A 20,871-nucleotide genomic window follows, 5' to 3' on the forward strand; every position below is an offset into this window, starting at 1 on the left:
CTCTGTTATCAACTGTGAGACGCTATCAGTGCCTTTCAGCAGCTTCTCAACATAACGGGTTTGACTATCTGTTAAGTGTTCTAACTCGGCTATAAGCTTTGTAAATTGTGCTGGGATCATGATCAACCCTCAATAACTGTATTCATATACAGTATAGCAACAATTTAGCAGAACATAGCCTTCATAATATATACTTTTTAAGCAGGCAAATGGCGCATACTCCGGTTTGTGCCATACTCAAACGAAATGTAGTTTTATTCTAAGCCCTTTTATCCATGTTCAATCAGAAATTAAAAGCGGAAATTGCCAGCCTGCGGGCTGAGCTTGCTCAATATAAACGCGCCTCAGACAACCTTAAACAAGACTTGCTGCACTGGCAGTTAACCTCCGATAGCGTGATACAAGTATGTGGTAGTAAGAATGAAAGTGTGCTCGGCTCTCGTGCAGTCAGAGCTGTGGGAGTACCATTTATATCGTTAGTTGCCGACCACGAGCATAAATCCAAAGCCTTGCGCGACTTATCTGATGCCATCAATAATCACCGTCACTGGTCCGGTAGTATCAATTTAAAGGCCGAGGATTCTCACGCTTCAGTGCAGCTCATTGTTCAACCGCATTACTCTGCGCAGGGGGGGGGTGATCATATCGATGTGTTTGGCTCCCGTCTGGAAGTGGACACCCAATCCTCAATGAGTAACGAAGATATTCTTGAGGCGCTTGACCGTTCTATGGCGATTATTGAGTTTGAGCCCACCGGTGTGATCATCAAAGCCAATTCCTTGTTCTTGCAAACCACCGGTTATTCGCTAAATGAAATCCGCGGCAAGCATCATCGCATGTTTTGCCCGAAGGTGGTGACTGATGATCCTGATTATCAGCAAACCTGGGATGCACTGGCTCGGGGTAAGTTTATTTCCGGACGTTTTCAGCGGGTTGATAAACATGGTAACCCGGTCTGGCTTGAAGCGTCATATAACCCGGTGATAAATGATGACGGCAAAGTATACAAAGTCATTAAATTTGCCAGTAATGTTACCCAACAGGTAGACAATGAATGTCGGGTAAAAGAGGCGGCGGAGCTAGCCTCTTCCATGTCTGCTGAAACCGGCGCGCAGGCGGATAATGGGCAGCAGTTAATGACCGAAACCGTGGCCTCACTGGCTTCACTTACTGAGCAAATGACCAAAGCTTCGTCTGAAATCAGTGAACTGGAACAACAGTCCACCGAGCTGAATAAAATGGTGAGTGCTATCAGTGCGATTGCTGACCAAACCAATTTACTGGCACTTAATGCTGCTATCGAAGCGGCGAGAGCCGGCGAGCAGGGCAGGGGATTTGCCGTGGTTGCTGATGAGGTGCGGGAGCTGGCGTCACGCACCACCGAATCTACCAAAGAGATCATGGCTGTATTTTCCCGCAACGATCAGTCAACCAAGCATGCTGTGAGTACCATCAGGCAGGGGCTGGATACCCTGAATGAAGTAGCCCAGAGTGTGGAAGAAACTAAAGCTTCGATGAGTGAAATTGCCTCTGGCTCCAAACAGATCATCAGTGCCGTAGACAAACTATCCAGGCAGTAGAAATCAGCGGTTCATTTTCGCCCGGTATTGAGGGCTGTGCTGTTCGATGGCAATGTAGCGGGTTGCCAGCCAGCACTCATTAGTGCGCTTAACCAATACCACCTTATCGCCGTTCAGCAATCGCTCGCCGGCCTCCATTGCCTGAACCGTAATATTCTGTAACTGGTGGTTATGATCAAAGACCGTCGCATGAACGTCGTCGCCCGGAAACTCGCTGTAGCCCACGATAGTAGCAATGCGCCCGGCATATTCTTGATTTGCAAGCAGGCTGTTATAACTGCGTAAATGTGGCGCCAGATGGTGAATAACCACCGCAGTAGCAGTGGCTGCCATTATCAGCGATACAGGGAACAATATGGCCTGGGGGGCATAAGCCTGCCAGTAGGCAAAGTACAAGCGCTGGATCAGCATGCCGCTGGTGCCAAAAGTGATAAAAAACACCATCAACCAGAAGACAATGGTGACTTCGTATAACTTTAGAATGTGCGGAACAACGTGATAGGGAGTTAATTCCGGCTGACCGAATTGCTGCGGCATATCCAGTAAACCAAAAAACGATTTACCGCGCAGCAGAAACAGGCTTTCTATGGTACACAGCATTAACCCAACGAGAATAGGCACGCTGTAAATAAAATAAGCCTGGGTAAACAGAAATACCGACATTGTCTCCTTCCCTGATGTCGCCGTCGACCTAAAAAGTAGTGGGGCGGCCAGATAAACATTCCACACCTTTTTGTTTATAGCACATCAGTAGTAAACCGCCAGTTCGGCTATACCACTAAGGTCTTGTTGTCGGGAATCAGTCTGCTGGTTAGACTCTGAGTTTTAGAAATCCGGAATAGTGCAGATGGCGATCAGTAAAGGTTATAAAGCATTGCTTGATGAAGCGATGCAGCAAATAAAAACAATCCCGTTGGAAGATGCCAGGGAGCTGTATGAGTTAAGTGAAGCCTGTTTTGTTGATATCAGAGACATTCGCGAATTAGAACGTGACGGTATGATCCCTGAAGCAGTTCACGCGCCGCGTGGTATGCTCGAGTTTTGGGTTGATCCGGACAGCCCTTATTACCGTGAGGTGTTTGGTCAGTCTGGCCCGTTGATTCTTTATTGTCAGTCGGCCTGGCGTTCTGCGCTGGCCACGCTAACACTTCAACAAATGGGCATGGATAACGTTTGCCACTTAGAAGGCGGTTTTAAGAACTGGATGGGTGCAGGCCTGCCGGTTGCCGACAAACGCACAGTCAGTCATTAGTTGCCGAGCTTGGTACTCAGCAACCTGTTAGTAAAATTAGTGCTGGTGACCGCCTTGCAGCGCGTCGCCATCACTGTTGTAGTAACCGGAAGCCCCTTTTTCAATAAACCCCTGGTGGACCATTCTGGTTAAAAACGGGTCGGTATGGTCATCGCCTATATCTGCAAAATCGGTGCTTTGATAAGCGTAGCGCGCAGCAAAAAACTGCTCAATTTGTTGTTTATCAAACTCAGTGTTTGTGAGTGTCCAGTGAACTGACTGGTGAGCTGATTCTGCCTTGAATGAAGTGGCCAGTTTGAGTGCGGGCTGCCAAATCAAGGTGAGTCTGGTGCCATTATCCTCTCGTTCAAAAGTAATTAATGTATTACAACCACTGCCAGTCCGGCTGGTCTCTGTCATTGTGGCAATGAGTTCATCGCTGAATAACTGATTGCGGAAAGACCAGTTTGTTTCGCTTTTACCGTGCACTTTTTCTCCAGGCTGATATTCAATGGCTCTGGCATGCGCATCAAAATAGCGGGTAGGCTTGATCAGGGAAGTATTTACCTGCTCCCAGGCTTCCGTAATTTGTGTTTGGGGATAGCGGTGAGCGACTACCCTTTCGTTTCGCCACAGTTCGAGTCGTTTTTGTTGGTCACCCCGTGCGTTGTGAGTCTCTACGGTGTAGCGTGCTACCAGGGCGTTAGCATTGCTTTCACAGCTCTGTGCAAAGCTCAGCGGGGCAAAACAAAAGGCGAAAAGCGTAAAAATCGTTTTGTACATCTTAGGTATCTCTTTTTTAACCAAAGTAGGGCAACCTTACGGTTGCCCTGTGGCATTTACCGTCGTGGATTATTCCACTTCGTTGTTGGCTTGCTCAACCATGTCACCAGCGTAATCCATTACATGGAAAATCACGCTTTGTTCGTTGGTACCATTCACCAACCAGGCACCCGGACCCTTGGCGTAAATCCCAACATCCTCACCGGCATGGGTTTCAGAGCCTAACGGTACCAGCGCTTCCTGGTGATAACCGGTAGTAGTGGTATCCACACTGGTAAGGTCCATACGTCCGGTATTGATGTTCAGGCTGTATACTGCGTCAGCGTTTGTTTCATTCCCCAGATTCTGGAAACCAAAACCGTTAGTGTAGCCCAATGTGGTATAAGGCATATCATCAGCAGCCAGAGCAGGCTCATCTGAACCAACGTTCACTACTTTACCCAGAATGGGATTTCCACGCTTAGGATAGCCCGCAATGGTAAATACATGGCTGTGGTCGGCGGTTACAATAATTAACGTATCGTCATCACTGGTCATGGCATCGGCCGCAGCAACGGCGTTCGCGAACTCAATGGTATCCGTTAGCGCATTATAGGCACTGCCAGCATGGTGGCCATGATCAATGCGGCCTGACTCCACCATCAGGAAGAAGCCGTCCTGATTATTATCAAGGATTTGAATGGCTTTTTCGGTCATTTCAGACAGTGAAGGTTCACCGGCCACATCGTTGGCACGATCGGCTTCATATTGCATATGAGACTCATTAAACAGGCCAAATACACGTTCTGTGGTTTCGGTGCTCAGACCATCGAAGCCGCTCTGATCGAACACATAAACACCATTGGTGTACATGGATTGCCATTCAGCGGTTAGATCGCGGTTATCAGTACGATCGCCTTCTACTGCACTAACGGCATCCGCGCTGTTAAATGCGGCATCGCGTGGCAGGAAATGGCGACGACCACCACCGAAAACAACTTCAATGCCATCTACATCAAGGCCGGCAAATCGTGCTTCCAGGTTACTCTCAAAATTGACCAGCTGATCGGCAATGTCGGTACAGCCGGCGGTCACAGCCTCTGCAGGCATGTCAGATACATCTTCCCAGTTACGATCTGCTGATTTGGCGTAAGTCGCTGCGGGCGTTGCGTGGGTGATCCGCGCCGTTGAGATTACACCGGTTGATTTGCCCGCAATTTCCGCCAGTTCCAGTGCGGTAACTAACTCGTTTCCGGCCACAGTGGAGCAGTCGCCACGCTCTATGTCTTCATCAACACCGATAACACCCACATCGGTTTTTACACCAGACATCATGGCGGTCATGGTGCCGGCTGAATCGGGGGTTTGTGCATCCACGTTGTAGGTTTTCGCTAACCCTGCAAACGGAAAGTTGTCAAAACTCAGTTTGTTTTCTTCTCCGTCCAGACCTTTCATCTGACCATCTAAAATACGTGCAGCGGTTACGGTAGAGACACCCATACCATCACCCACAAATAAAATGACGTTTTTAGCCTGTCCACGCATTTCAGTAACGGTGCGTTGCAGATTTTCTTTGGACGTTACTACGACTTTGGCTGAGCTGGTGCTGTTAGTCGTTAACGCGCCGGTGGCTTCCAGCCATACAGTTTTGTTGGCTTCGACTTCGGCAACTGCTGCTACAAACCAGTCATTATTGAGTGAGGTAAGCAGCTCTGAATTGCTAACTTCGGTTGAAGCCGGCACACATACGTAACTGGTGGATTCAATTTCGTCACCGGTAAGTGCGCCATCGCTGTTGGCATCCAGACCAGAGTCAATTTGCACACCGCTGTTAGGGCAGTTTGCATCACCTACAGCAAGAGCTGTCTGGATCACCAGACTATTGAGTCCGTTAGTGCCATCCTGACCGTCTGCGCCATTTTGACCGTCAGCACCATCGGCACCATCTGTACCAGCAGTACCGTCAACACCATCGATACCATCTACACCGTCACGCCCGTCGTCACCGTCGAGAGAACAAGCGCTAAGCCCCATTATGGCTACCGCCACTAAACTTAATTTAAATAAATTCATTATGATTACTCCGCTTATTCTTCTACCAGATCCAGTGCCTGATTAATCAGGTGGAACACGACGTTTTGTTCAACTACGCCCTGGACAAGTTGACTGCCCGGGCCCGAGGCATGCAGTGAAATGTCTTCACCAGCATGGGTTTCTGAACCCAAAGGAATAAGGGCTTCCTGGTGATAACCAGAAGCTTCGGTATCAACGTTTGTAATATCCATGCGGCCCGTATTGGCAGCATAAGCATAGATTGCATCGGCATCTGTTTCGTTACCCAGGTCCTGGAAACCCAGGCCGTTGGTGTAACCCAGCGTGGTGTAAGGCATGTTATCAGCGGCCATTGCTGGCTCATCAGAGCCAACATTTACCACTTTACCCAGAATAGGGTTACCGCGTTTAGGGTAACCAGCAATGGTAAATACGTGGCTGTGGTCAGCGGTAACCAGAATAAGCGTGTCTTCAGGATTAGTATTTTCGTAGGCAGCCTTCACTGCCGCTTCAAATGCCAGGGTGTCTGTCAGGGCATTGTAGGCACTGCCAGCATGATGCCCATGGTCGATACGGCCAGACTCCACCATCAGGAAGAAGCCTTTTTCATTGTTGTCCAGAATATCGATGGCTTTTGTGGTCATATCAGCTACAGATGGCTCGCCGGCCACATCATTAGCGCGGTCTGCTTCGTACTGCATGTGTGATTCATTAAACAAACCAAATACACGTTCGGTACTGGCAGGGTCAATGGCGTCAAAGCCTGCCTGATCGTATATATAGACACCATTTTCGTACATATCCTGCCATTCTGCAGTCAGATCGCGTGAATCGGTGCGATCGCCTTCTACCGAGCTAACGGCATCCGGGCTGTTAAACGCAGCATCGCGAGGCAGGAAGTGACGACGACCACCGCCGAAAGCAACTTCAATACCGTCTACATCTATACCTGTGTAGCGATCTTCCAGATAGTATTCAAAATTAACCAGTTGATCGGCAATGTCTTTACAATCTGCAGTTACTGCAGCTTCAGGCATATCTGATACATCTTCCCAGTTACGATCGGCAGACTTTGCATACGTAGCTGCTGGTGTAGCGTGGGTAATACGTGCAGTAGAAATGATGCCGGTTGACAAGCCTTTAATTTCGGCCAACTCCAGTGCGGTAATCACTTCGTTACCTGCCACAGTCGAGCAGTCGCCACGCTCAATGTCTTCGTCAACACCAATCACGCCTACGTCGGTTTTTAATCCCGACATCATGGCGGTCATGGTACCGGCTGAATCAGGGGTTTGTGCATCCACGTTATACGTTTTCACCAACGCGGTGTACGGAAATTCTTCAAAGGCCAGGTAACCTTCTTCACCCATCTCACCGGCCATCTGACCTTTTAAGATACGTGAAGCAGTGAGAGTGGAAACCCCCATGCCGTCACCCACAAACAAAATAACGTTTTTTGCCTTAAACTTGCTGTTTACTTCAAGTTTTTGTGCAATTTTAGATTGAGCGTCAGTAAACCACGCGCTTTGTGCCTGAGAATCAGGCAGAACATCAGCGTGCAGTCCTGAAGAAACGGCAAGGGCTATCGCACTTGCTGCGGCTTTCAAGATCAATTTCATTTTTGTATTCCCAATTATGACATTTTATATTTTTTGTCATGCAAACCGAGGGTTGCTTAACGAGGTTTAATCAACGCGGCTGGACGGTTGTGCAGGTTGCAAGCTACACAAAGCGTTGAATGAAAATTAGCCTAATCAGGATGTGTGAAGGATAGTTGACCTATAAATGAAGGTTTGTTGTCAGAATGGTGATGTTAATGTTGCAGGAATATTACCGGCTAAGCGTAAACTGCCGTTTTTCAAGGCGCACATCTACCGCGCTCACCCGTAATACACTGCCCTGGGTATACCAGTCGCCTACCACAATCCGATGGGCGGGTTTGCCGTTAACGGTAAGTGAGTGAATGTTGGGCCGGTGGGTATGGCCGTGGATAAGTTGCTGAACATTGTGTCTTACCATAACGTAAACCACTTCATCGGGGGTGACATCCATAATTTCAGCGGTAAGATTTTGCTGGTTTTTCTGACTGGTTTTGCGCCCGCGCTTAGCGAGCTTACGGCGTAACCATAATGGCAGGGCACCTACTAACCGAGGCCACCACCATCCCCGGGCCTTTTTCCGGAATTTCTGATATTCGATATCCAACGTGCACAGTTCATCGCCATGCAGGAGTAAAGTTGGCGTGCCATAAAGGTCAATCACCTGCTGTTCCGGAAGCAGCGTCATGCCCGCTTTTGTGGTCCAGCCTTCACGGATCGCGAAGTCGCGATTACCATGAATAAAATACACCGGCGTAGTCGCCGATAACGCCTTAAAAGCACTGGCTACACGTTCAGACAATGGCGTAACGTCGTCATCGCCTAACCAGAATTCAAACAGATCGCCGAGCACGTACAATGCTTCAGCCTGCGGGGCATCCTGTTCCAGAAAGGTGAGTAAACACTCGGTGATGTCATCACGCTCAGCGCTTAAGTGTATGTCTGCAATAAAATAAGTAAACGGCATTAATTATTAGCTTTTAGGCATTAAAAAGGGAGCCTGCAGACTCCCCGGAGCGTGTTCAGTAATCAGGCTGCAATGTACAGATTATTCGCTAATTACTGCTTTTTCGATAATAACAGCTTCAACCGGCACATCCTGATGATAACCGTAATTGCCTGTTTTTACATTTTTAATTTTTTCAACCACATCCATACCTTCGGTTACTTTACCGAATGCACAATAACCCCAGCCATTCATGCTCTCGCTGGAGAAGTTGAGGAAGTCGTTGTCTTTAACGTTAATGAAAAACTGTGCAGTAGCTGAATGTGGATCGTTAGTCCGAGCCATTGCGATAGTGCCCGCTTCGTTGGCTACGCCGTTGTTAGCTTCGTTTTCGATAGGCGCTTTGGTTTCTTTTTGTTCCATATCCGGCGTCATACCGCCGCCCTGGATCATAAAGCCGTCGATTACGCGGTGGAAAATGGTGTTGTCATAAAAACCGTCTTGTACATAAGACAGAAAGTTCTCAACCGTTTTCGGTGCTTTATCGGCATACAGTTCCAGGGTAATGTCGCCGTGATTTGTTTTAAACGTCACCATAGTGTTTAACCTTACCTTAATTTAGTTCTTGGCTATATAGACCGCTAATGGTAGCCCAAATGCCAGAATGCGAAAACCCCTCTGAAGTACCTATTTGTTTATTCACCTGAAAATGCGTTTATAACTGGCTCCAGAGCGTGGTCAGACGGGAATTACAGTGCTAAACTTCGCCACCCAAACCGGTTTAAGAGGAAATTAGGATATGTTGCAACTGTTTAACACCAAAACCCGTCAGAAAGAGCGTTTTCAGCCGCTGGTAGAAGGGAAGGTGGGACTCTATGTTTGTGGCATAACCGTGTATGACCTCAGCCACATGGGCCATGCCCGTACTTATCTTAGTTTTGATGTGTTGGTGCGCTACCTGCGCCACCTCGATTACGACGTTAAGTACGTGCGTAACATCACCGATGTGGACGATAAAATTATCGCCCGGGCCAATGAAAACGGCGAAACAACCGTAGCGCTCACCGAGCGTACTATTGCGATGATGCACGAAGATTTCGCGGCGCTGAATCTGGTTGAGCCGGATATTGAGCCGCGGGTAACCGGGCATATGAATGAGATTATCGACGTCATCGAAAAGCTGGTGGTTAAAGGCTATGCTTATCAGGCCGAGAGCGGCGATGTGCTGTTTGATGTGAGCAAGTTTAATGCGTACGGCAAATTGAGCCGACAGAACCTTGAGCAGTTACAGTCTGGCGCGCGTGTTGAAGTGGCGGCCGGCAAAGACGACCCGCTGGACTTTGTGTTATGGAAAACGGCTAAGCCAGGCGAACCGGCCTGGGGGTCTCCCTGGGGAGAAGGTCGTCCTGGCTGGCATATAGAATGTAGTGCCATGAACCATAAGCATCTGGGCGAGCACTTCGATATTCACGGCGGTGGTTCTGACTTAATCTTCCCGCACCACGAAAATGAAGTGGCGCAATCCTGCTGTGCTTTCGATACGCCTTATGTGAACACCTGGATGCATACCGGAATGGTGCAGGTAAACGACGAGAAGATGTCTAAATCACTGGGCAACTTCTTTACTCTGCGTGATGTACTGGGTGAACACGATGCAGAAATTTTGCGCTTCTTTTTGATGTCGGCCCATTATCGCAGCCAGCTGAGTTATTCCCAGGATAATATCGACCAGGCTAAATCAGCCCTTGAGCGACTCTACACTGCGCTGCGCGGTGTGAAAGTAGACAGCGTCACTGACCTCAGTTACGGCGGATACCTTGAGCGTTTTGAGCAGGCCATGAATGATGATCTGAATGTGCCTGAAGCTTACTCGGTGCTGTTCGACCTTGCCCGTGATTTAAATAAACATAAATCAAAGGGTGATGCCGGTGCAGAAGAAGCTGGTAAGCTTGCCGCCGTGCTAAAGGGCATTGGTGGCATTCTGGGCTTCTTGCAGCGCGATCCGGAAGCCTTTATGCAGTCAGGCAATGACGATGAGGTAGCGGAAATCGAAGCGCTAATCAAAGCGCGTAATGATGCCCGCGCGGCGAAAGACTGGGGCGCAGCCGATGCCGCGCGCGACAAGCTCACAGCCATGGGGATTGTGCTGGAAGACGGCGCTGGCGGCACCACCTGGCGCCGCCAGTAACCGCGAAAGGCTTTTCCAAAATATGTCTTCCCGGAATTTGCGCAGCAAATATCCGGGACCTCCATTCATGTTATCCTGAAGTCGAAACTACCACTTATTTCCTTTCTCAGTTTAGACAGCCTTCTCAGGCGATCCCGGCTCAGGGCCGGGATGACAGAAAAGTTAGGCCGGGAGGTAAAAACACCGTCATCCCCGCATGCTTTTGGGCGGGGATCTCCATTTATGTTATCGGGGCGTCTAACCAACCTATCGATCCATTTTTCGATTGAGACAGCCTTCTCAGAAGATCCCGGCTCAGGGCCGGGATGTCGGAAGAATTTAAGCGGTGATCTCCATTCATGTTATCGCAGAGTGTACACAACCGGCCTAATCAAACCTCCACAATTAACAATAACGTGGCTGCCGTGGCCGCACCCATCACCAGATTAAACCCTCTTTGCCGTCGCGGGTTATTCAGCCACACTCGCAGTTTTGCCCCGGTGCCGGCCCACAATGAAATGGCAGGTAAGCCGAGCAACGCAAAAGCCAGCATAATCATCGCGCCGGACTCCGCGTAGTTATTACCTGGCAGGCTAAACGTACTCACACTGCCAAGCGCCATCATCCATGCCTTGGGGTTCACAAACTGAAATAACGCTGCCTGCCACCATGTGAACGGCTTCGTTGAACGACCATCTTCACTACTAATGCCGGTAACCGGACCTGAAGCTATTTTAAACGCCAGCCAGAGCAGGTAGGCCGCACCGGCAACATTCAGCACCGAATACATGACCGGATAAAGTTGAAACAGCACACCCAGTCCCAACAGTACGCTCAGTAATAACATAGATACACCAAACACAATGCCCAGCATGTGCGGTAACGTGCGGCTAAAACCAAACTGTGCCCCAGAAGCCAACAACATCATGTTATTTGGCCCTGGAGTGACGGAAGTAATAAAAGCAAAGGTGGCAATGCCCAGCAATAATGAGGTTTCCATAAAAGTGCGCCCTGAAAAGTAAGTGATTAAAGTTGCGTTACAGCGCAGGCTGTTGTTATAGCATGCGGGATTAATCTGTATTTATTTAGATGCAATAAATTGGGTAACAAGCCATACAGATAGCCAGTGAAACCGACTGTATGGTGCAAATTTCCACAAACTGTATGGTTTTGTATTTAAAAGTGCTGATATATTAAAAAGTGTATGGTTTTCGAGATCAAGCGGATACACCGATGAGCAGATATTTGCACCTGGCCACGCGGCTAAAAGAGCATATTCAGATGGGCTACTTTGCACCGGGCTATAAACTGCCGTCTGTTCGTCAACTGGCCAATGAGCACGGCGTTAGCATTTCCACCGTACAGGAAGCCTACCGGGTGCTGGAGCAGGAAGGTCTGGTTACCGCTAAGGCAAAGTCGGGCTATTTTGTTGCACAGGCTAAAGAACGTATTGCGCGGCCAAGAGAGTCTAAACCACCGCAGCGGCCCATGGACGTGTCGCTCTGGGAAGATGTGCTGGCCATGCTCATGGGCCATGGTGTAGAGGCCAGTTGTGAGTTTCAGCATGCCATGCCGGATATGAGTTCATCGACTCTGAAACCGCTACTGAAAAATATCTACGAGCTTAACCGCCACCGTCCGCAGGATGGCATGTCTTATGGCCATGTGCAGGGCGAACTCGGACTTCGTGAGCAACTGGCGCGGCTTACCGCCACCACCGGATGCCAGCTCGATGCAGAAGACTTTGTTGTCACCTCAGGCTGTCAGGAAGCATTGTCGGTTTGCTTAAGGGCGGTTGCCCAAAGCGGCGATGTGATAGCGGTAGAGTCTCCGGGGTTTTACGGTGCCATGCAGGCAATAAAAGCGGCTAACTTAAAAGCGCTGGAAATCCCCACCGACTCGCGGGATGGTATGAGTATCGAAGCGCTCAGGCTGGCTATGGATCAGTGGCCGGTTAAAGCCATTTTAGTAACACCAACGGTAAATAATCCCCAGGGCTACGTGATGCCCCTGGCTAAAAAGCAGGGGCTGTATCAACTGGCGCGGGAATACGATATAGCGATAATCGAAGATGATATTTATGGTGATATCGCTTTTGAATACCCGCGCCCTAAAACCATTAAATCATTCGACGAAGATGGCCGGGTACTGCTGTGCTCTTCTTTTTCGAAAACCCTGGCGCCGGGTTTCAGCGTCGGCTGGATTGCGCCGGGGCGATACCGGGATAAAGTGACCCATATTAAATATGTCAGTAGCTCCATGTGCCCCACGTTACCACAACTGGCGATTGGTAATTTTATCCGCCAGGGCGGTTACGACAGGCATTTACGGGCGATGCGACAATCTTACCGCAAAGCCAGGGATGTGATGCTCAAAGGCATCGAGGCGCACTTTCCGGCAAACACTCGGGTGAGTTTTCCGGAAGGGGGCTTTATTTTGTGGGTGGAGTTACCCGAGGGTTATGATGCGGCCCGGCTGGCAGAGTTGGCTAAAGAGCGCGGGATAATCCTGGCGCCCGGGCAGATGTTTTCCGCCACCGGCAAGTACCGTAATTGCTTGCGGTTTAATTATATTGATCGCGACTTAGCCACCCGTGAGCGAAGTGTTGCAATACTGGGGGAGATCCTGATGGAAATGGCGCCAGCCAGTGTGGCAATGGCCTAATGGCGCCCGTACCAGCGTTTAGTACGCTCACAGTAGGCGGTAAATTCGTCACCAAACAGCTCAATCATAAAGCGTTCTTCCGGGATGATCTGAAAGCGCTGCAAATACGCCATCGTAAGCACAGCAAATACCAATCCACAGGCATCACGCACAATAAATGCTGCGCCGATTACACCCACCACTAAACCCAGATACATGGGGTTGCGGGTATAGGCAAAAATACCACCATCCACCAGTGTACTGGCATTTTGTGGTCGGTGGGGATTTACAGTGGTCCTCTGCTGTCTGAACGCCACTACGCCTGCCACACCAATTAATCCGCCGGCCACAAACAACACAAAACCGAAGGGGCGCAGAGGATGAGGCAGTGGCATTACATTCAGGGAAGCGCAATACCAGGTGAGGGCCAGCGCAGCAATAAACACGATAACCGGCGGTACTTTAAGTTCAAGGTTGTTTAACATCGCTATCGTCCACCACGGGTTTCATTTTCGCTGCTTTCTTTTGTTGTTGTTTCTCAATCAGCTGTGATTTCCAGCGCTGCTGCGAAACATGTCCTTTGATGGCTTCGATGCATTCATTCACCACCAGTAAAAACTCTTTGTCCAGGTTTTGTTCTTCCGGCGTAAAGTCTTTCAGGCCGGAGCTGACAAACTCCTCAATGTCTCTGGCTTCAAGGTCGGTCAGCAGGTTAACAACAGAGGCGGTTACAATGTCTGTTACCGCGCTTTCCAGAGTATTTTCAATGGTGCGGCCAACCACCGGCACATAAGACAACGTAGATACCTGGGCGTTTTCACGCACGGCTTTGCCAACACTTTCTTTCACGTGCCGCCGGATTACATCGCCATGTTTACTGTCGTTAATTGACTGCCCAAGATGATTAACAATGTTGGACATCCAGGAGCTTATTACTGGTCGTCTCGGCGCTAATACGTTTTGCGTGATATCGTCGATAAGCGGTGAGCCGGCAGCAATGTCCTGCTGCGCATCGGTGAGGACTTTCACTACAATCCGATCGCTTAACTCTTCTACAAACACATCATAATAGAACGAAAAGAACCGGTAGATGCCGGTGTCGTTGAGGTCGATAATCTGGTTCTTGTGTAACCGGTACAGAATCGAAAATATCCGCAGAAAGCGGAATATGCGGGTTCCACCTAAGGGGATACAGCCGACTAAATCGTACCAGCGTAAAAACGGAAAAAAGTACCAGCGCAGGTATTCTTCGGTCTTAATGGCAACTATCCAGCGCACGAAAAACTCGGTTAAGAAAATGGTAATAAAAACCAGATCGACCAGAATGAAGTTTTTGTGGATTGGATCGTAGAAGTTAACAAACGCCGGCGACCAGGCACTCAGGCTATCGCGAATAAAGGCAGTGTTATACAGGCCATCAAACAGTAAAAACAGCAGGTTCAGCAGCAACAGCCCCAACATAATAATGTCGAGCAGTAGCCAGGGGCCCTCGTGGCTGTTGCGCAGGTTTTCCCGGTTTATCCTAAACATGGGCCCTCTGTATAGTTGGTGATTACCCTAAATTGCGTAACCGTGTTACATCCACATGCAGGGTGAGTTTTTGCCCTGGTTGTAAATATTTCTTGGGATTCAGGTTATTCCATTTGGTGATGTCGCTGGTACGTAAATTAAATTTTTGCGCAATCCGCGCCAGTGAATCACCGCGTTTTACGGTGTAAGTAAGCGTGCGCATAATGGCATCGCGCTTTTGCTCATCACTGGCTTCATCCACCCAAATCACCAGGGTTTTGCCCGGCATAAGCGGATCAGTAGGCGCCATGCCATTCCACTTCGCCAGCGAACGCGTACTTATTTTATATTTACGGCCAATATCCCAAAGTGTATCACCGGCGGCCACTTTATGCGTGAGCTGGTAACTGCCACGTTTCTGGTTTTGCGTAGACGCCAGGCGCTGATCCTGCGACAACGTGTAAGCATCCAGCTTTTTAAGCGCAACCGGCACCATCAGATGATCGCCTATACGGATCATATTATCCTGCATATCGTTGATACTTTTAATCACATCAACGGTGGTGTGGTATTCCTTAGCCAGTTTAAGCAGGCTGTCGCCAGACTTCACTTTATGGCGAACCCAGTTAAGGCGTTCTTTGCGATCGACCTGGGCGAGTTGGGTAGTAAAGCCCTCGGCTTTATCCAGTGGTAATACCAACCGATGCGGGCCATCAGGATCGGTGGCCCAGCGATTATAGCCAGGGTTAAGCGCATGCAGCGATTTTAGCTCCATGCCTGCCAGTTCGGCGGCAAATGCCAGGTCCAGCTGTGAACCCGTATCCACGGTGGCAATAACCGGTGCATTGTCGATTTCAGGCCAGCTGAAGGCGTAAGCGTCGTGATTTTTTAAGATGTCTGCCAGTGCCAGTAGTTTGGGCACATAAGCACGGGTTTCCCGTGGCAGATCAAGCGACCAGAAGTCGGTAGGTTTGCCGGCTTGTTTATTGCGCTTAATAGCTTTGCCTACGCGGCCTTCGCCGCTGTTATAGGCAGCCAGCGCATGCAACCAGTTACCATCAAACATTTTATTCAGGTAAGTAAGATAATCCAGAGCTGCATCGGTAGAGGCAATCACATCACGGCGGCCGTCGTACCACCAGGTTTGCTCTATGCCAAAGCGCTTTGCGGTACCAGGAATAAACTGCCACATGCCCGCTGCACGGCCATGAGAATAGGCAAACGGATCAAAGGCACTTTCCACAATCGGCAGCAGCACCAGTTCCAGCGGCATCTCTCGGGCTTCAATTTGTTGAATAATATAATACAGGAAAGGTCTGGCGCGTTTGGATACCCGTTCCATATAAGCGGGGTGCTTGAGATACCAGTCGCGTTGCACCGCTACGCGCTTGTTATCCGGGATCTCGAAGGCAAACTGGTTACTGGCGCGTAACCACAGGTTTTCAATGACAACCGGTTCAACGGCTTCCTCAACCGGAGAAATATCTACCTCTACCTCTTCGGTAGGGTGCATTACTTCAATAACACCTTCGTTGGCCAGTTCGCAGTCGGCCTGGTCATTTATATCGATATGGGCAATTTCGCAGGTTGAACGGTTGTCCTGCAGTTCAGTCTCGGCTTGCTCGGTTGTCTCAGTTAACTGACAACCACTGAGCGAAGCAACAACAAAAAGATGAAGCGCAGACAACTTTAATTTCATTGAGAAACGAACCTTCAGATAATTCAACAGCATACCAGTGTACGCAAATTCGCGCCTCAATGCATCCTGTTGAAGCTAATACTATAGGCGACACCTGCGCCCAACCACTTTTTATCAACAGTCAGAAATTATCTTTCCATTGTCTCAGATGAGTAAAGACGGCTATTTCGTCGATAAGTTCCGCGTCTGACTGACTGGCAACCGATTTTTTTATGGCTGGTGAATCGCATCGCAGGAAAGGGTTTATATCCAGTTGCGTGCTCAGCAGGGTGGGCAGGGTAGGAGTATTTTGTGCGCGGGTCTCTTTTACCCAGTTGTCATATGCTTGAAGAGCCTGATTATCTGGCTCGGCCGCCAGGGCAAAATTCACATTTGCCTGGGTATATTCGTGGGTGCAGTAAATAACGGTAGACGCTGGCAGGCGCTTAATTTTGTTCAGTGAGCGATGCATCTGACCAGGCGTTCCCTCAAACAAACGTCCGCAACCGGCAGAAAATAGCGTGTCACCACAAAACAGCGCGTTGTGCCCCACAAAGGCAATATGATCAAGCGTATGGCCAGGCAGTTCCAGTACATTAAACTCACAATCAAGCAACGGTAGTTTTACCAAATCCCCCTGAGCAACGGATTTAGTGATACCGCTTATGTGTCCGCCACGAGGGCCAATTACCGGTAGATCTTTTACCGCGCTGCTTAATTTAGTAATACCACCAGTATGGTCGTGGTGATGGTGTGTAATCAAGATGGCTGCCAGAGCCAGCTCATTGTCTTTGCAAAATGCCAGTACCGGGTCAGCATCACCCGGATCCACCACGACAGCATATTGCTCGTTGTGCAAACACCAAATATAGTTGTCATTAAAGGCGGGGATCGGCGTAACAGAGAGAGCCGCGGGAAAACTGTCGGTTGGCATAGTCCAGTCCGTAAGTTGTACATGGTTGTCCAGATACTATAAAGTTGTGTGGTCGCATGCAATACGTGCAAGCAGTTTATAACATCAGGCGTTTATGAAATCAGCGTTTCACCCTAAACCGTTACGATACCCGCAAAGCTGGTCCGAATTGCCTGGGGGCGATGAGCTTAAACAGGCTATCGAGGGTGTTTGTGATGATCTCAGCCAACGGGTGTTTGGTTATAACCTGGTCAAACTGGGCAATCTGAGTAGCGAAATAAAGCTGCCAGATTGTGCCATTCGGAATCAGGTTGTACAAACTCAGGTAGCCACTGAAGCCAGCAGCCTGATTTCCAATTCAGATAAACTGCCCTATATCGAAAACAGTATTGATGGTTTTTTACTGGCTAACGAGCTCGATTTTGCCAGGGACCCTCATGAAATACTGCGAGAGGTAGATCGCACCATTACTGCAAACGGGTATGTGATTATCAGTGGGTTCAACCCGTACAGCCTTACCGGGCTCGCACGTTTCCTACCCATCAAAAAAGGCAATATTTTGCATCAGGCCCGCTTTTTCTCAGCCGGGAGGATTAAAGACTGGTTGCAACTGCTCGGTTTTGAAATCGTAGAGCATCGGCATATTTTGTTTTCCATGCTATTCGCCAGTCACCATAAAGGTCAGCCAGCTGCCTGGCAGCAATGGTGTAGCCGCTACTGCCCGTGGTGCTCATCGGTGTATGTATTAATGGCCCGCAAACGAGCTATTCCAATGACCACGATAAAACCGAAGTGGAAAGTCAAACCCCGCTTCTCAGCCGTAGGGGCGAGCATGCGCGATGCTGCGTCCAGAATTACCCATTCCTCGAACCGTTGATTGGCCGGCGATTACCAGAAAAACAACCTCATCATTCCGGCACGTAAAACGTATTGTCATCCGAGGATGCACACACCAAGTCATTCCCGCATGCACACCCTATGTCATCCCCGCATGCTCTTGGGCGGGGATCTTCATAAAAGGTTATTAAGCTGAGTAAGGGCTATTAGGAGATCCCGGCTCGTGGGCCGGGATGACAGGAATAAACCCGCCGTCCACGCATGCACCTCTTCTGTCACCCACGCGTGCACCTCCACCGTCATCCCCGCATGTACACCCACTGTCATCCCCGCATGCTCTTGAGCGGGGATCTCCATAAAAGGTAATTTAAGTGGAGTCAGGGCTATTGGGAGATCCCGGCTCGGAGGCCGGGGCGACAGGAATAAACCCGCCGTCCACGCATGCACCTCTTCTGTCACCCACGCGTGCACCTCCACCGTCATCCCCGCATGTACACCCACTGTCATCCCCGCATGCTCTTGAGCGGGGATCTCCATAAAAGGTTATTTAAGCGGAGTCAGTGCTATTAGGAGATCCCGGCTCGTGGGCCGGGATGACAGGAATAAAACCGTCACCCACGCATGCACACCCTATGTCACCCACGCGTGCACACCCTATGTCACCCACGCGTGCACACCCTATGTCATCCCCGCATGCTCTTGAGCGGGGATCTCCACAAAAGGTCATTTAATCTGAGTCTTGGCTATTGGGAGACCCCGGCTCGGAGGCCGGGGCGACTATGTCGGCTTTCCGGGATGATTTTAGGGTGTTAGTCTGGTTGAATTAATCAGACTGTTTCGGAGATCCCGGAATTCGCGTTGCGAATCCGGGAAGATAAAAAGCCGTAAAGCTTTTTATCACTTAACCCGCATGCCGGGTTGGGCGCCTTCGTGTGGCTCCAGGATGAACAGGTCTTTACCACCCGGGCCAGCGGCTAATACCATGCCTTCTGACATGCCAAAGCGCATCTTGCGAGGAGCCAGGTTGGCTACCATAACGGTGTGCTTACCAATTAAATCTTCTGGTGCATAGGCAGATTTAATCCCGGCAAATACCTGACGGGTTTCGCCGCCCAGATCCAGTTCCAAACGTAACAGTTTGTCGGCCTTTTCTACATGCTCAGCATTGGCTATGCGCGCAATGCGGAAGTCCACTTTAGCAAAGTCTTCAAAGGTGATTTCTTCGCTGATCGGATCTTTCGCCAATGGGCTGTTTGGATCTAACTTCGGCTCGGCGGCCAGGCTTTCTTTTGAATCTTCAACCATAGCGTTAATTTTATCCATCTCTACGCGCTGCATCATTGGCTTAAACTTATTAATTTCGTGGTTAGTGAGCACGGTCTGCGCGCTGTCCCAGATTAATTTGTCGTTTAAGAATTCTTCGGCTTTTTCCGCCAGTACCGGCAGTACGGGTTTTAAGTAAGTCACCAGAATGCGGAACAGGTTAATTCCCAGTGAGCAAACGTCATGGGTAAATTGCTGCTTGTCTTCCTGCTTAATAGTCACCCACGGTGCGTTAGTATCGATAAACTGGTTAGCTTTATCTGCCAGCATCATGATTTCACGTACAGCCTGGTGGTACTTACGTTTCTCGAACAGATTGGCTATAGTTTCAGAAGCATCCTGGAACTGTTTAACCAGCTCTGGTTCCAGCACGGTTTCAGACAACTTGCCGTCGAAACGCTTGGTAATAAAGCTGGCACAACGGCTGGCAATATTTACCACCTTACCCACTAAGTCAGAATTGACCTTCTGAGCGAAATCTTCAAAGTTAAGGTCGATATCGGTTACGCCATCACCGAGCTTAGAAGCAAAATAGTAACGCAGGTATTCCGGATTCAGGTGGTCCAGATAAGTACGGCCTTTAATAAAAGTACCGCGGGACTTAGACATCTTTGCGCCGTTAACCGTAACGAAACCGTGAATGTTAACACCGGTAGGTTTACGGTATCCCGCACCTTCCAGCATCGCCGGCCAGAACAGGCAGTGGAAATAGGTAATGTCTTTACCAATAAAGTGGTACAGCTCGGCATCAGAGTCGGCTTTCCAGAAACTGTTGAAGTCTACGTTGTTACTGTCGCAGAAATTCTTAAAGCTAGCCATGTAGCCCACTGGTGCATCAACCCAAACATAGAAGAATTTATTCGGCGCACCAGGAATTTCAAAGCCAAAATACGGCGCATCGCGGCTGATATCCCACTGCTGTAAACCGTCTTCAAACCACTCTTGCAGTTTGTTGGCCATTTCTTCCTGAATAGCGCCTGAGCGGATCCACTCTTTTAACATGCCCTCAAATTGAGGCAGGTCGAAGAAGAAGTGTTCAGATTCTTTCAGTACCGGCGTGGCACCAGACACAACACTCCGCGGGTTCTTCACCTCGGTAGGGCTGTAAGTAGCACCGCACACATCACAGCTATCGCCGTTTTGGTCTTCTGCACCACAGCTTGGGCAGGTACCCTTCACAAAGCGATCCGGCAGAAACATGTTCTTTTCCGGGTCGAACAGCTGATTAATGGTGCGCTTGGAAATGTAACCGGCTTTATCCAGACGATTGTAAATTTCTTCACAGAACGCTTGGTTTTCCGGTGAATGGGTCACATAGTAATTGTTGTAATCAACAAAAAAGTCAGTGAGATCCTGATGGTGTTCAGCGCGGGTCTTCGCCACCATTTCTTCCGGGGTGATGCCAAGCTCCTGGGCTTTTAGCATAACCGGCGTACCGTGTGCATCATCGGCACAAACGCTGTAACATTCATGACCGCGTAAACGCTGGAAACGGGTCCAGATATCGGTTTGAATATGTTCAAGCAAGTGACCTAAGTGAATAGATCCGTTGGCATAGGGTAACGCGCTGGTTACCAGAATTCGGCGCTTGCCGTTAGTCAGATGACTCTGTTCAGACATAGAATAATTCGT

At 49.4% G+C, this 20,871-nt stretch carries 17 protein-coding genes and 1 pseudogene; 5 read left to right on the plus strand and 13 right to left on the minus strand.

Annotation, left to right across the window (positions count from 1 at the left end):
- Positions 1-120: pseudogene (locus C6Y40_RS17800) on the minus strand (IS1595 family transposase); the annotation flags it as partial.
- Between the two features lie 155 nt (positions 121-275).
- Here C6Y40_RS17800 and C6Y40_RS17805 point away from each other — a divergent pair.
- Positions 276-1,580, plus strand: a complete 1,305-nt coding sequence (locus C6Y40_RS17805; protein WP_105935756.1) for a methyl-accepting chemotaxis protein — start codon at positions 276-278, stop codon at positions 1,578-1,580.
- A 3-nt stretch (positions 1,581-1,583) separates the two neighbouring features.
- Here the strand turns inward: C6Y40_RS17805 and C6Y40_RS17810 are convergent, their stop codons facing one another.
- Positions 1,584-2,243 (minus strand): OB-fold-containig protein, encoded by a 660-nt coding sequence (locus tag C6Y40_RS17810; protein ID WP_105935757.1) that lies wholly within the window; start codon positions 2,241-2,243, stop codon positions 1,584-1,586.
- Between the two features lie 184 nt (positions 2,244-2,427).
- Between C6Y40_RS17810 and C6Y40_RS17815 the strand changes: the two genes are divergently transcribed.
- The gene (locus C6Y40_RS17815; RefSeq protein WP_105935758.1) at positions 2,428-2,832 is read left to right on the plus strand and encodes a rhodanese-like domain-containing protein; all 405 of its coding nucleotides are present in this window, start codon (positions 2,428-2,430) and stop codon (positions 2,830-2,832) included.
- A 36-nt stretch (positions 2,833-2,868) separates the two neighbouring features.
- Here C6Y40_RS17815 and C6Y40_RS17820 read toward each other — a convergent pair whose 3' ends face one another.
- From C6Y40_RS17820 to C6Y40_RS17840, 5 genes are all read right to left on the minus strand, one after another.
- Positions 2,869-3,594, minus strand: a complete 726-nt coding sequence (locus C6Y40_RS17820) for a hypothetical protein (protein ID WP_240622005.1) — start codon at positions 3,592-3,594, stop codon at positions 2,869-2,871.
- A gap of 69 nt (positions 3,595-3,663) precedes the next feature.
- On the minus strand, positions 3,664-5,646 hold the full coding sequence (locus C6Y40_RS17825) for an alkaline phosphatase (RefSeq protein ID WP_105935759.1): 1,983 nt from the start codon (positions 5,644-5,646) through the stop codon (positions 3,664-3,666).
- 14 nt (positions 5,647-5,660) lie between these two features.
- Positions 5,661-7,244: an alkaline phosphatase gene (locus C6Y40_RS17830; protein WP_105935760.1), complete on the minus strand. Its 1,584-nt coding sequence runs from the start codon at positions 7,242-7,244 to the stop codon at positions 5,661-5,663.
- A 211-nt stretch (positions 7,245-7,455) separates the two neighbouring features.
- Positions 7,456-8,190 (minus strand): UDP-2,3-diacylglucosamine diphosphatase, encoded by a 735-nt coding sequence (gene lpxH / locus C6Y40_RS17835; RefSeq protein ID WP_105935761.1) that lies wholly within the window; start codon positions 8,188-8,190, stop codon positions 7,456-7,458.
- An 81-nt stretch (positions 8,191-8,271) separates the two neighbouring features.
- Entirely contained in the window at positions 8,272-8,766 is a 495-nt protein-coding gene (locus C6Y40_RS17840; protein ID WP_105935762.1) for a peptidylprolyl isomerase, read from the minus strand.
- A gap of 202 nt (positions 8,767-8,968) precedes the next feature.
- On the opposite strand from C6Y40_RS17840, the gene cysS reads away from it, so the two are divergent.
- Positions 8,969-10,357: a cysteine--tRNA ligase gene (cysS, locus tag C6Y40_RS17845; RefSeq protein WP_105935763.1), complete on the plus strand. Its 1,389-nt coding sequence runs from the start codon at positions 8,969-8,971 to the stop codon at positions 10,355-10,357.
- A 370-nt stretch (positions 10,358-10,727) separates the two neighbouring features.
- Here cysS and C6Y40_RS17850 read toward each other — a convergent pair whose 3' ends face one another.
- Positions 10,728-11,336 carry a LysE family translocator gene (locus C6Y40_RS17850; RefSeq protein WP_105935764.1) on the minus strand — a complete coding sequence of 203 codons (609 nt, stop codon included), beginning with the start codon at positions 11,334-11,336 and terminating at the stop codon, positions 10,728-10,730.
- A 233-nt stretch (positions 11,337-11,569) separates the two neighbouring features.
- Here C6Y40_RS17850 and C6Y40_RS17855 point away from each other — a divergent pair, with 233 nt between their 5' ends.
- Positions 11,570-13,000, plus strand: a complete 1,431-nt coding sequence (locus tag C6Y40_RS17855) for an aminotransferase-like domain-containing protein (RefSeq protein WP_105935765.1) — start codon at positions 11,570-11,572, stop codon at positions 12,998-13,000.
- Here the strand turns inward: C6Y40_RS17855 and C6Y40_RS17860 are convergent.
- The 4 genes from C6Y40_RS17860 to gloB form a co-directional block, all read right to left on the minus strand.
- Positions 12,997-13,464 (minus strand): methyltransferase family protein, encoded by a 468-nt coding sequence (locus C6Y40_RS17860; RefSeq protein ID WP_105935766.1) that lies wholly within the window; start codon positions 13,462-13,464, stop codon positions 12,997-12,999. The two genes, C6Y40_RS17855 and C6Y40_RS17860, sit on opposite strands and share 4 nt — an antisense overlap.
- Entirely contained in the window at positions 13,448-14,509 is a 1,062-nt protein-coding gene (locus tag C6Y40_RS17865) for an ion transporter (RefSeq protein WP_240622006.1), read from the minus strand. The genes C6Y40_RS17860 and C6Y40_RS17865 overlap by 17 nt, the downstream gene beginning before the upstream one ends.
- Before the next feature lie 22 nt (positions 14,510-14,531).
- The gene (locus C6Y40_RS17870) at positions 14,532-16,187 is read right to left on the minus strand and encodes a lytic transglycosylase (protein ID WP_105935776.1); all 1,656 of its coding nucleotides are present in this window, start codon (positions 16,185-16,187) and stop codon (positions 14,532-14,534) included.
- A 121-nt stretch (positions 16,188-16,308) separates the two neighbouring features.
- Positions 16,309-17,100, minus strand: a complete 792-nt coding sequence (gene gloB / locus C6Y40_RS17875) for a hydroxyacylglutathione hydrolase (protein WP_105935767.1) — start codon at positions 17,098-17,100, stop codon at positions 16,309-16,311.
- A gap of 94 nt (positions 17,101-17,194) precedes the next feature.
- Between gloB and C6Y40_RS17880 the strand changes: the two genes are divergently transcribed.
- Positions 17,195-17,956, plus strand: a complete 762-nt coding sequence (locus C6Y40_RS17880) for a class I SAM-dependent methyltransferase (protein WP_105935768.1) — start codon at positions 17,195-17,197, stop codon at positions 17,954-17,956.
- An 857-nt stretch (positions 17,957-18,813) separates the two neighbouring features.
- On the opposite strand, the gene metG is transcribed toward C6Y40_RS17880, so the two are convergent.
- The gene (gene metG / locus C6Y40_RS17890; protein WP_105935770.1) at positions 18,814-20,859 is read right to left on the minus strand and encodes a methionine--tRNA ligase; all 2,046 of its coding nucleotides are present in this window, start codon (positions 20,857-20,859) and stop codon (positions 18,814-18,816) included.
- Positions 20,860-20,871 lie beyond the last annotated feature (12 nt).

The sequence above is a fragment of the Marisediminitalea alba genome (genome assembly GCF_002993365.1).
GTDB classification, from domain to species: Bacteria; Pseudomonadota; Gammaproteobacteria; order Enterobacterales; family Alteromonadaceae; genus Alteromonas; species Alteromonas alba.

What these genes read in the sequence shown, in the direction of transcription:
- C6Y40_RS17805 (WP_105935756.1), top strand. Translation starts at nt 276, where the DNA reads ATGTTCAATCAGAAATTAAAAGCGGAAATTGCCAGCCTGCGGGCTGAG.
- C6Y40_RS17810 (WP_105935757.1), bottom strand. Translation starts at nt 2,243, where the DNA reads ATGTCGGTATTTCTGTTTACCCAGGCTTATTTTATTTACAGCGTGCCT.
- C6Y40_RS17815 (WP_105935758.1), top strand. Translation starts at nt 2,428, where the DNA reads ATGGCGATCAGTAAAGGTTATAAAGCATTGCTTGATGAAGCGATGCAG.
- C6Y40_RS17820 (WP_240622005.1), bottom strand. Translation starts at nt 3,594, where the DNA reads ATGTACAAAACGATTTTTACGCTTTTCGCCTTTTGTTTTGCCCCGCTG.
- C6Y40_RS17825 (WP_105935759.1), bottom strand. Translation starts at nt 5,646, where the DNA reads ATGAATTTATTTAAATTAAGTTTAGTGGCGGTAGCCATAATGGGGCTT.
- C6Y40_RS17830 (WP_105935760.1), bottom strand. Translation starts at nt 7,244, where the DNA reads ATGAAATTGATCTTGAAAGCCGCAGCAAGTGCGATAGCCCTTGCCGTT.
- lpxH (WP_105935761.1), bottom strand. Translation starts at nt 8,190, where the DNA reads ATGCCGTTTACTTATTTTATTGCAGACATACACTTAAGCGCTGAGCGT.
- C6Y40_RS17840 (WP_105935762.1), bottom strand. Translation starts at nt 8,766, where the DNA reads ATGGTGACGTTTAAAACAAATCACGGCGACATTACCCTGGAACTGTAT.
- cysS (WP_105935763.1), top strand. Translation starts at nt 8,969, where the DNA reads ATGTTGCAACTGTTTAACACCAAAACCCGTCAGAAAGAGCGTTTTCAG.
- C6Y40_RS17850 (WP_105935764.1), bottom strand. Translation starts at nt 11,336, where the DNA reads ATGGAAACCTCATTATTGCTGGGCATTGCCACCTTTGCTTTTATTACT.
- C6Y40_RS17855 (WP_105935765.1), top strand. Translation starts at nt 11,570, where the DNA reads ATGAGCAGATATTTGCACCTGGCCACGCGGCTAAAAGAGCATATTCAG.
- C6Y40_RS17860 (WP_105935766.1), bottom strand. Translation starts at nt 13,464, where the DNA reads ATGTTAAACAACCTTGAACTTAAAGTACCGCCGGTTATCGTGTTTATT.
- C6Y40_RS17865 (WP_240622006.1), bottom strand. Translation starts at nt 14,509, where the DNA reads ATGTTTAGGATAAACCGGGAAAACCTGCGCAACAGCCACGAGGGCCCC.
- C6Y40_RS17870 (WP_105935776.1), bottom strand. Translation starts at nt 16,187, where the DNA reads ATGAAATTAAAGTTGTCTGCGCTTCATCTTTTTGTTGTTGCTTCGCTC.
- gloB (WP_105935767.1), bottom strand. Translation starts at nt 17,100, where the DNA reads ATGCCAACCGACAGTTTTCCCGCGGCTCTCTCTGTTACGCCGATCCCC.
- C6Y40_RS17880 (WP_105935768.1), top strand. Translation starts at nt 17,195, where the DNA reads ATGAAATCAGCGTTTCACCCTAAACCGTTACGATACCCGCAAAGCTGG.
- metG (WP_105935770.1), bottom strand. Translation starts at nt 20,859, where the DNA reads ATGTCTGAACAGAGTCATCTGACTAACGGCAAGCGCCGAATTCTGGTA.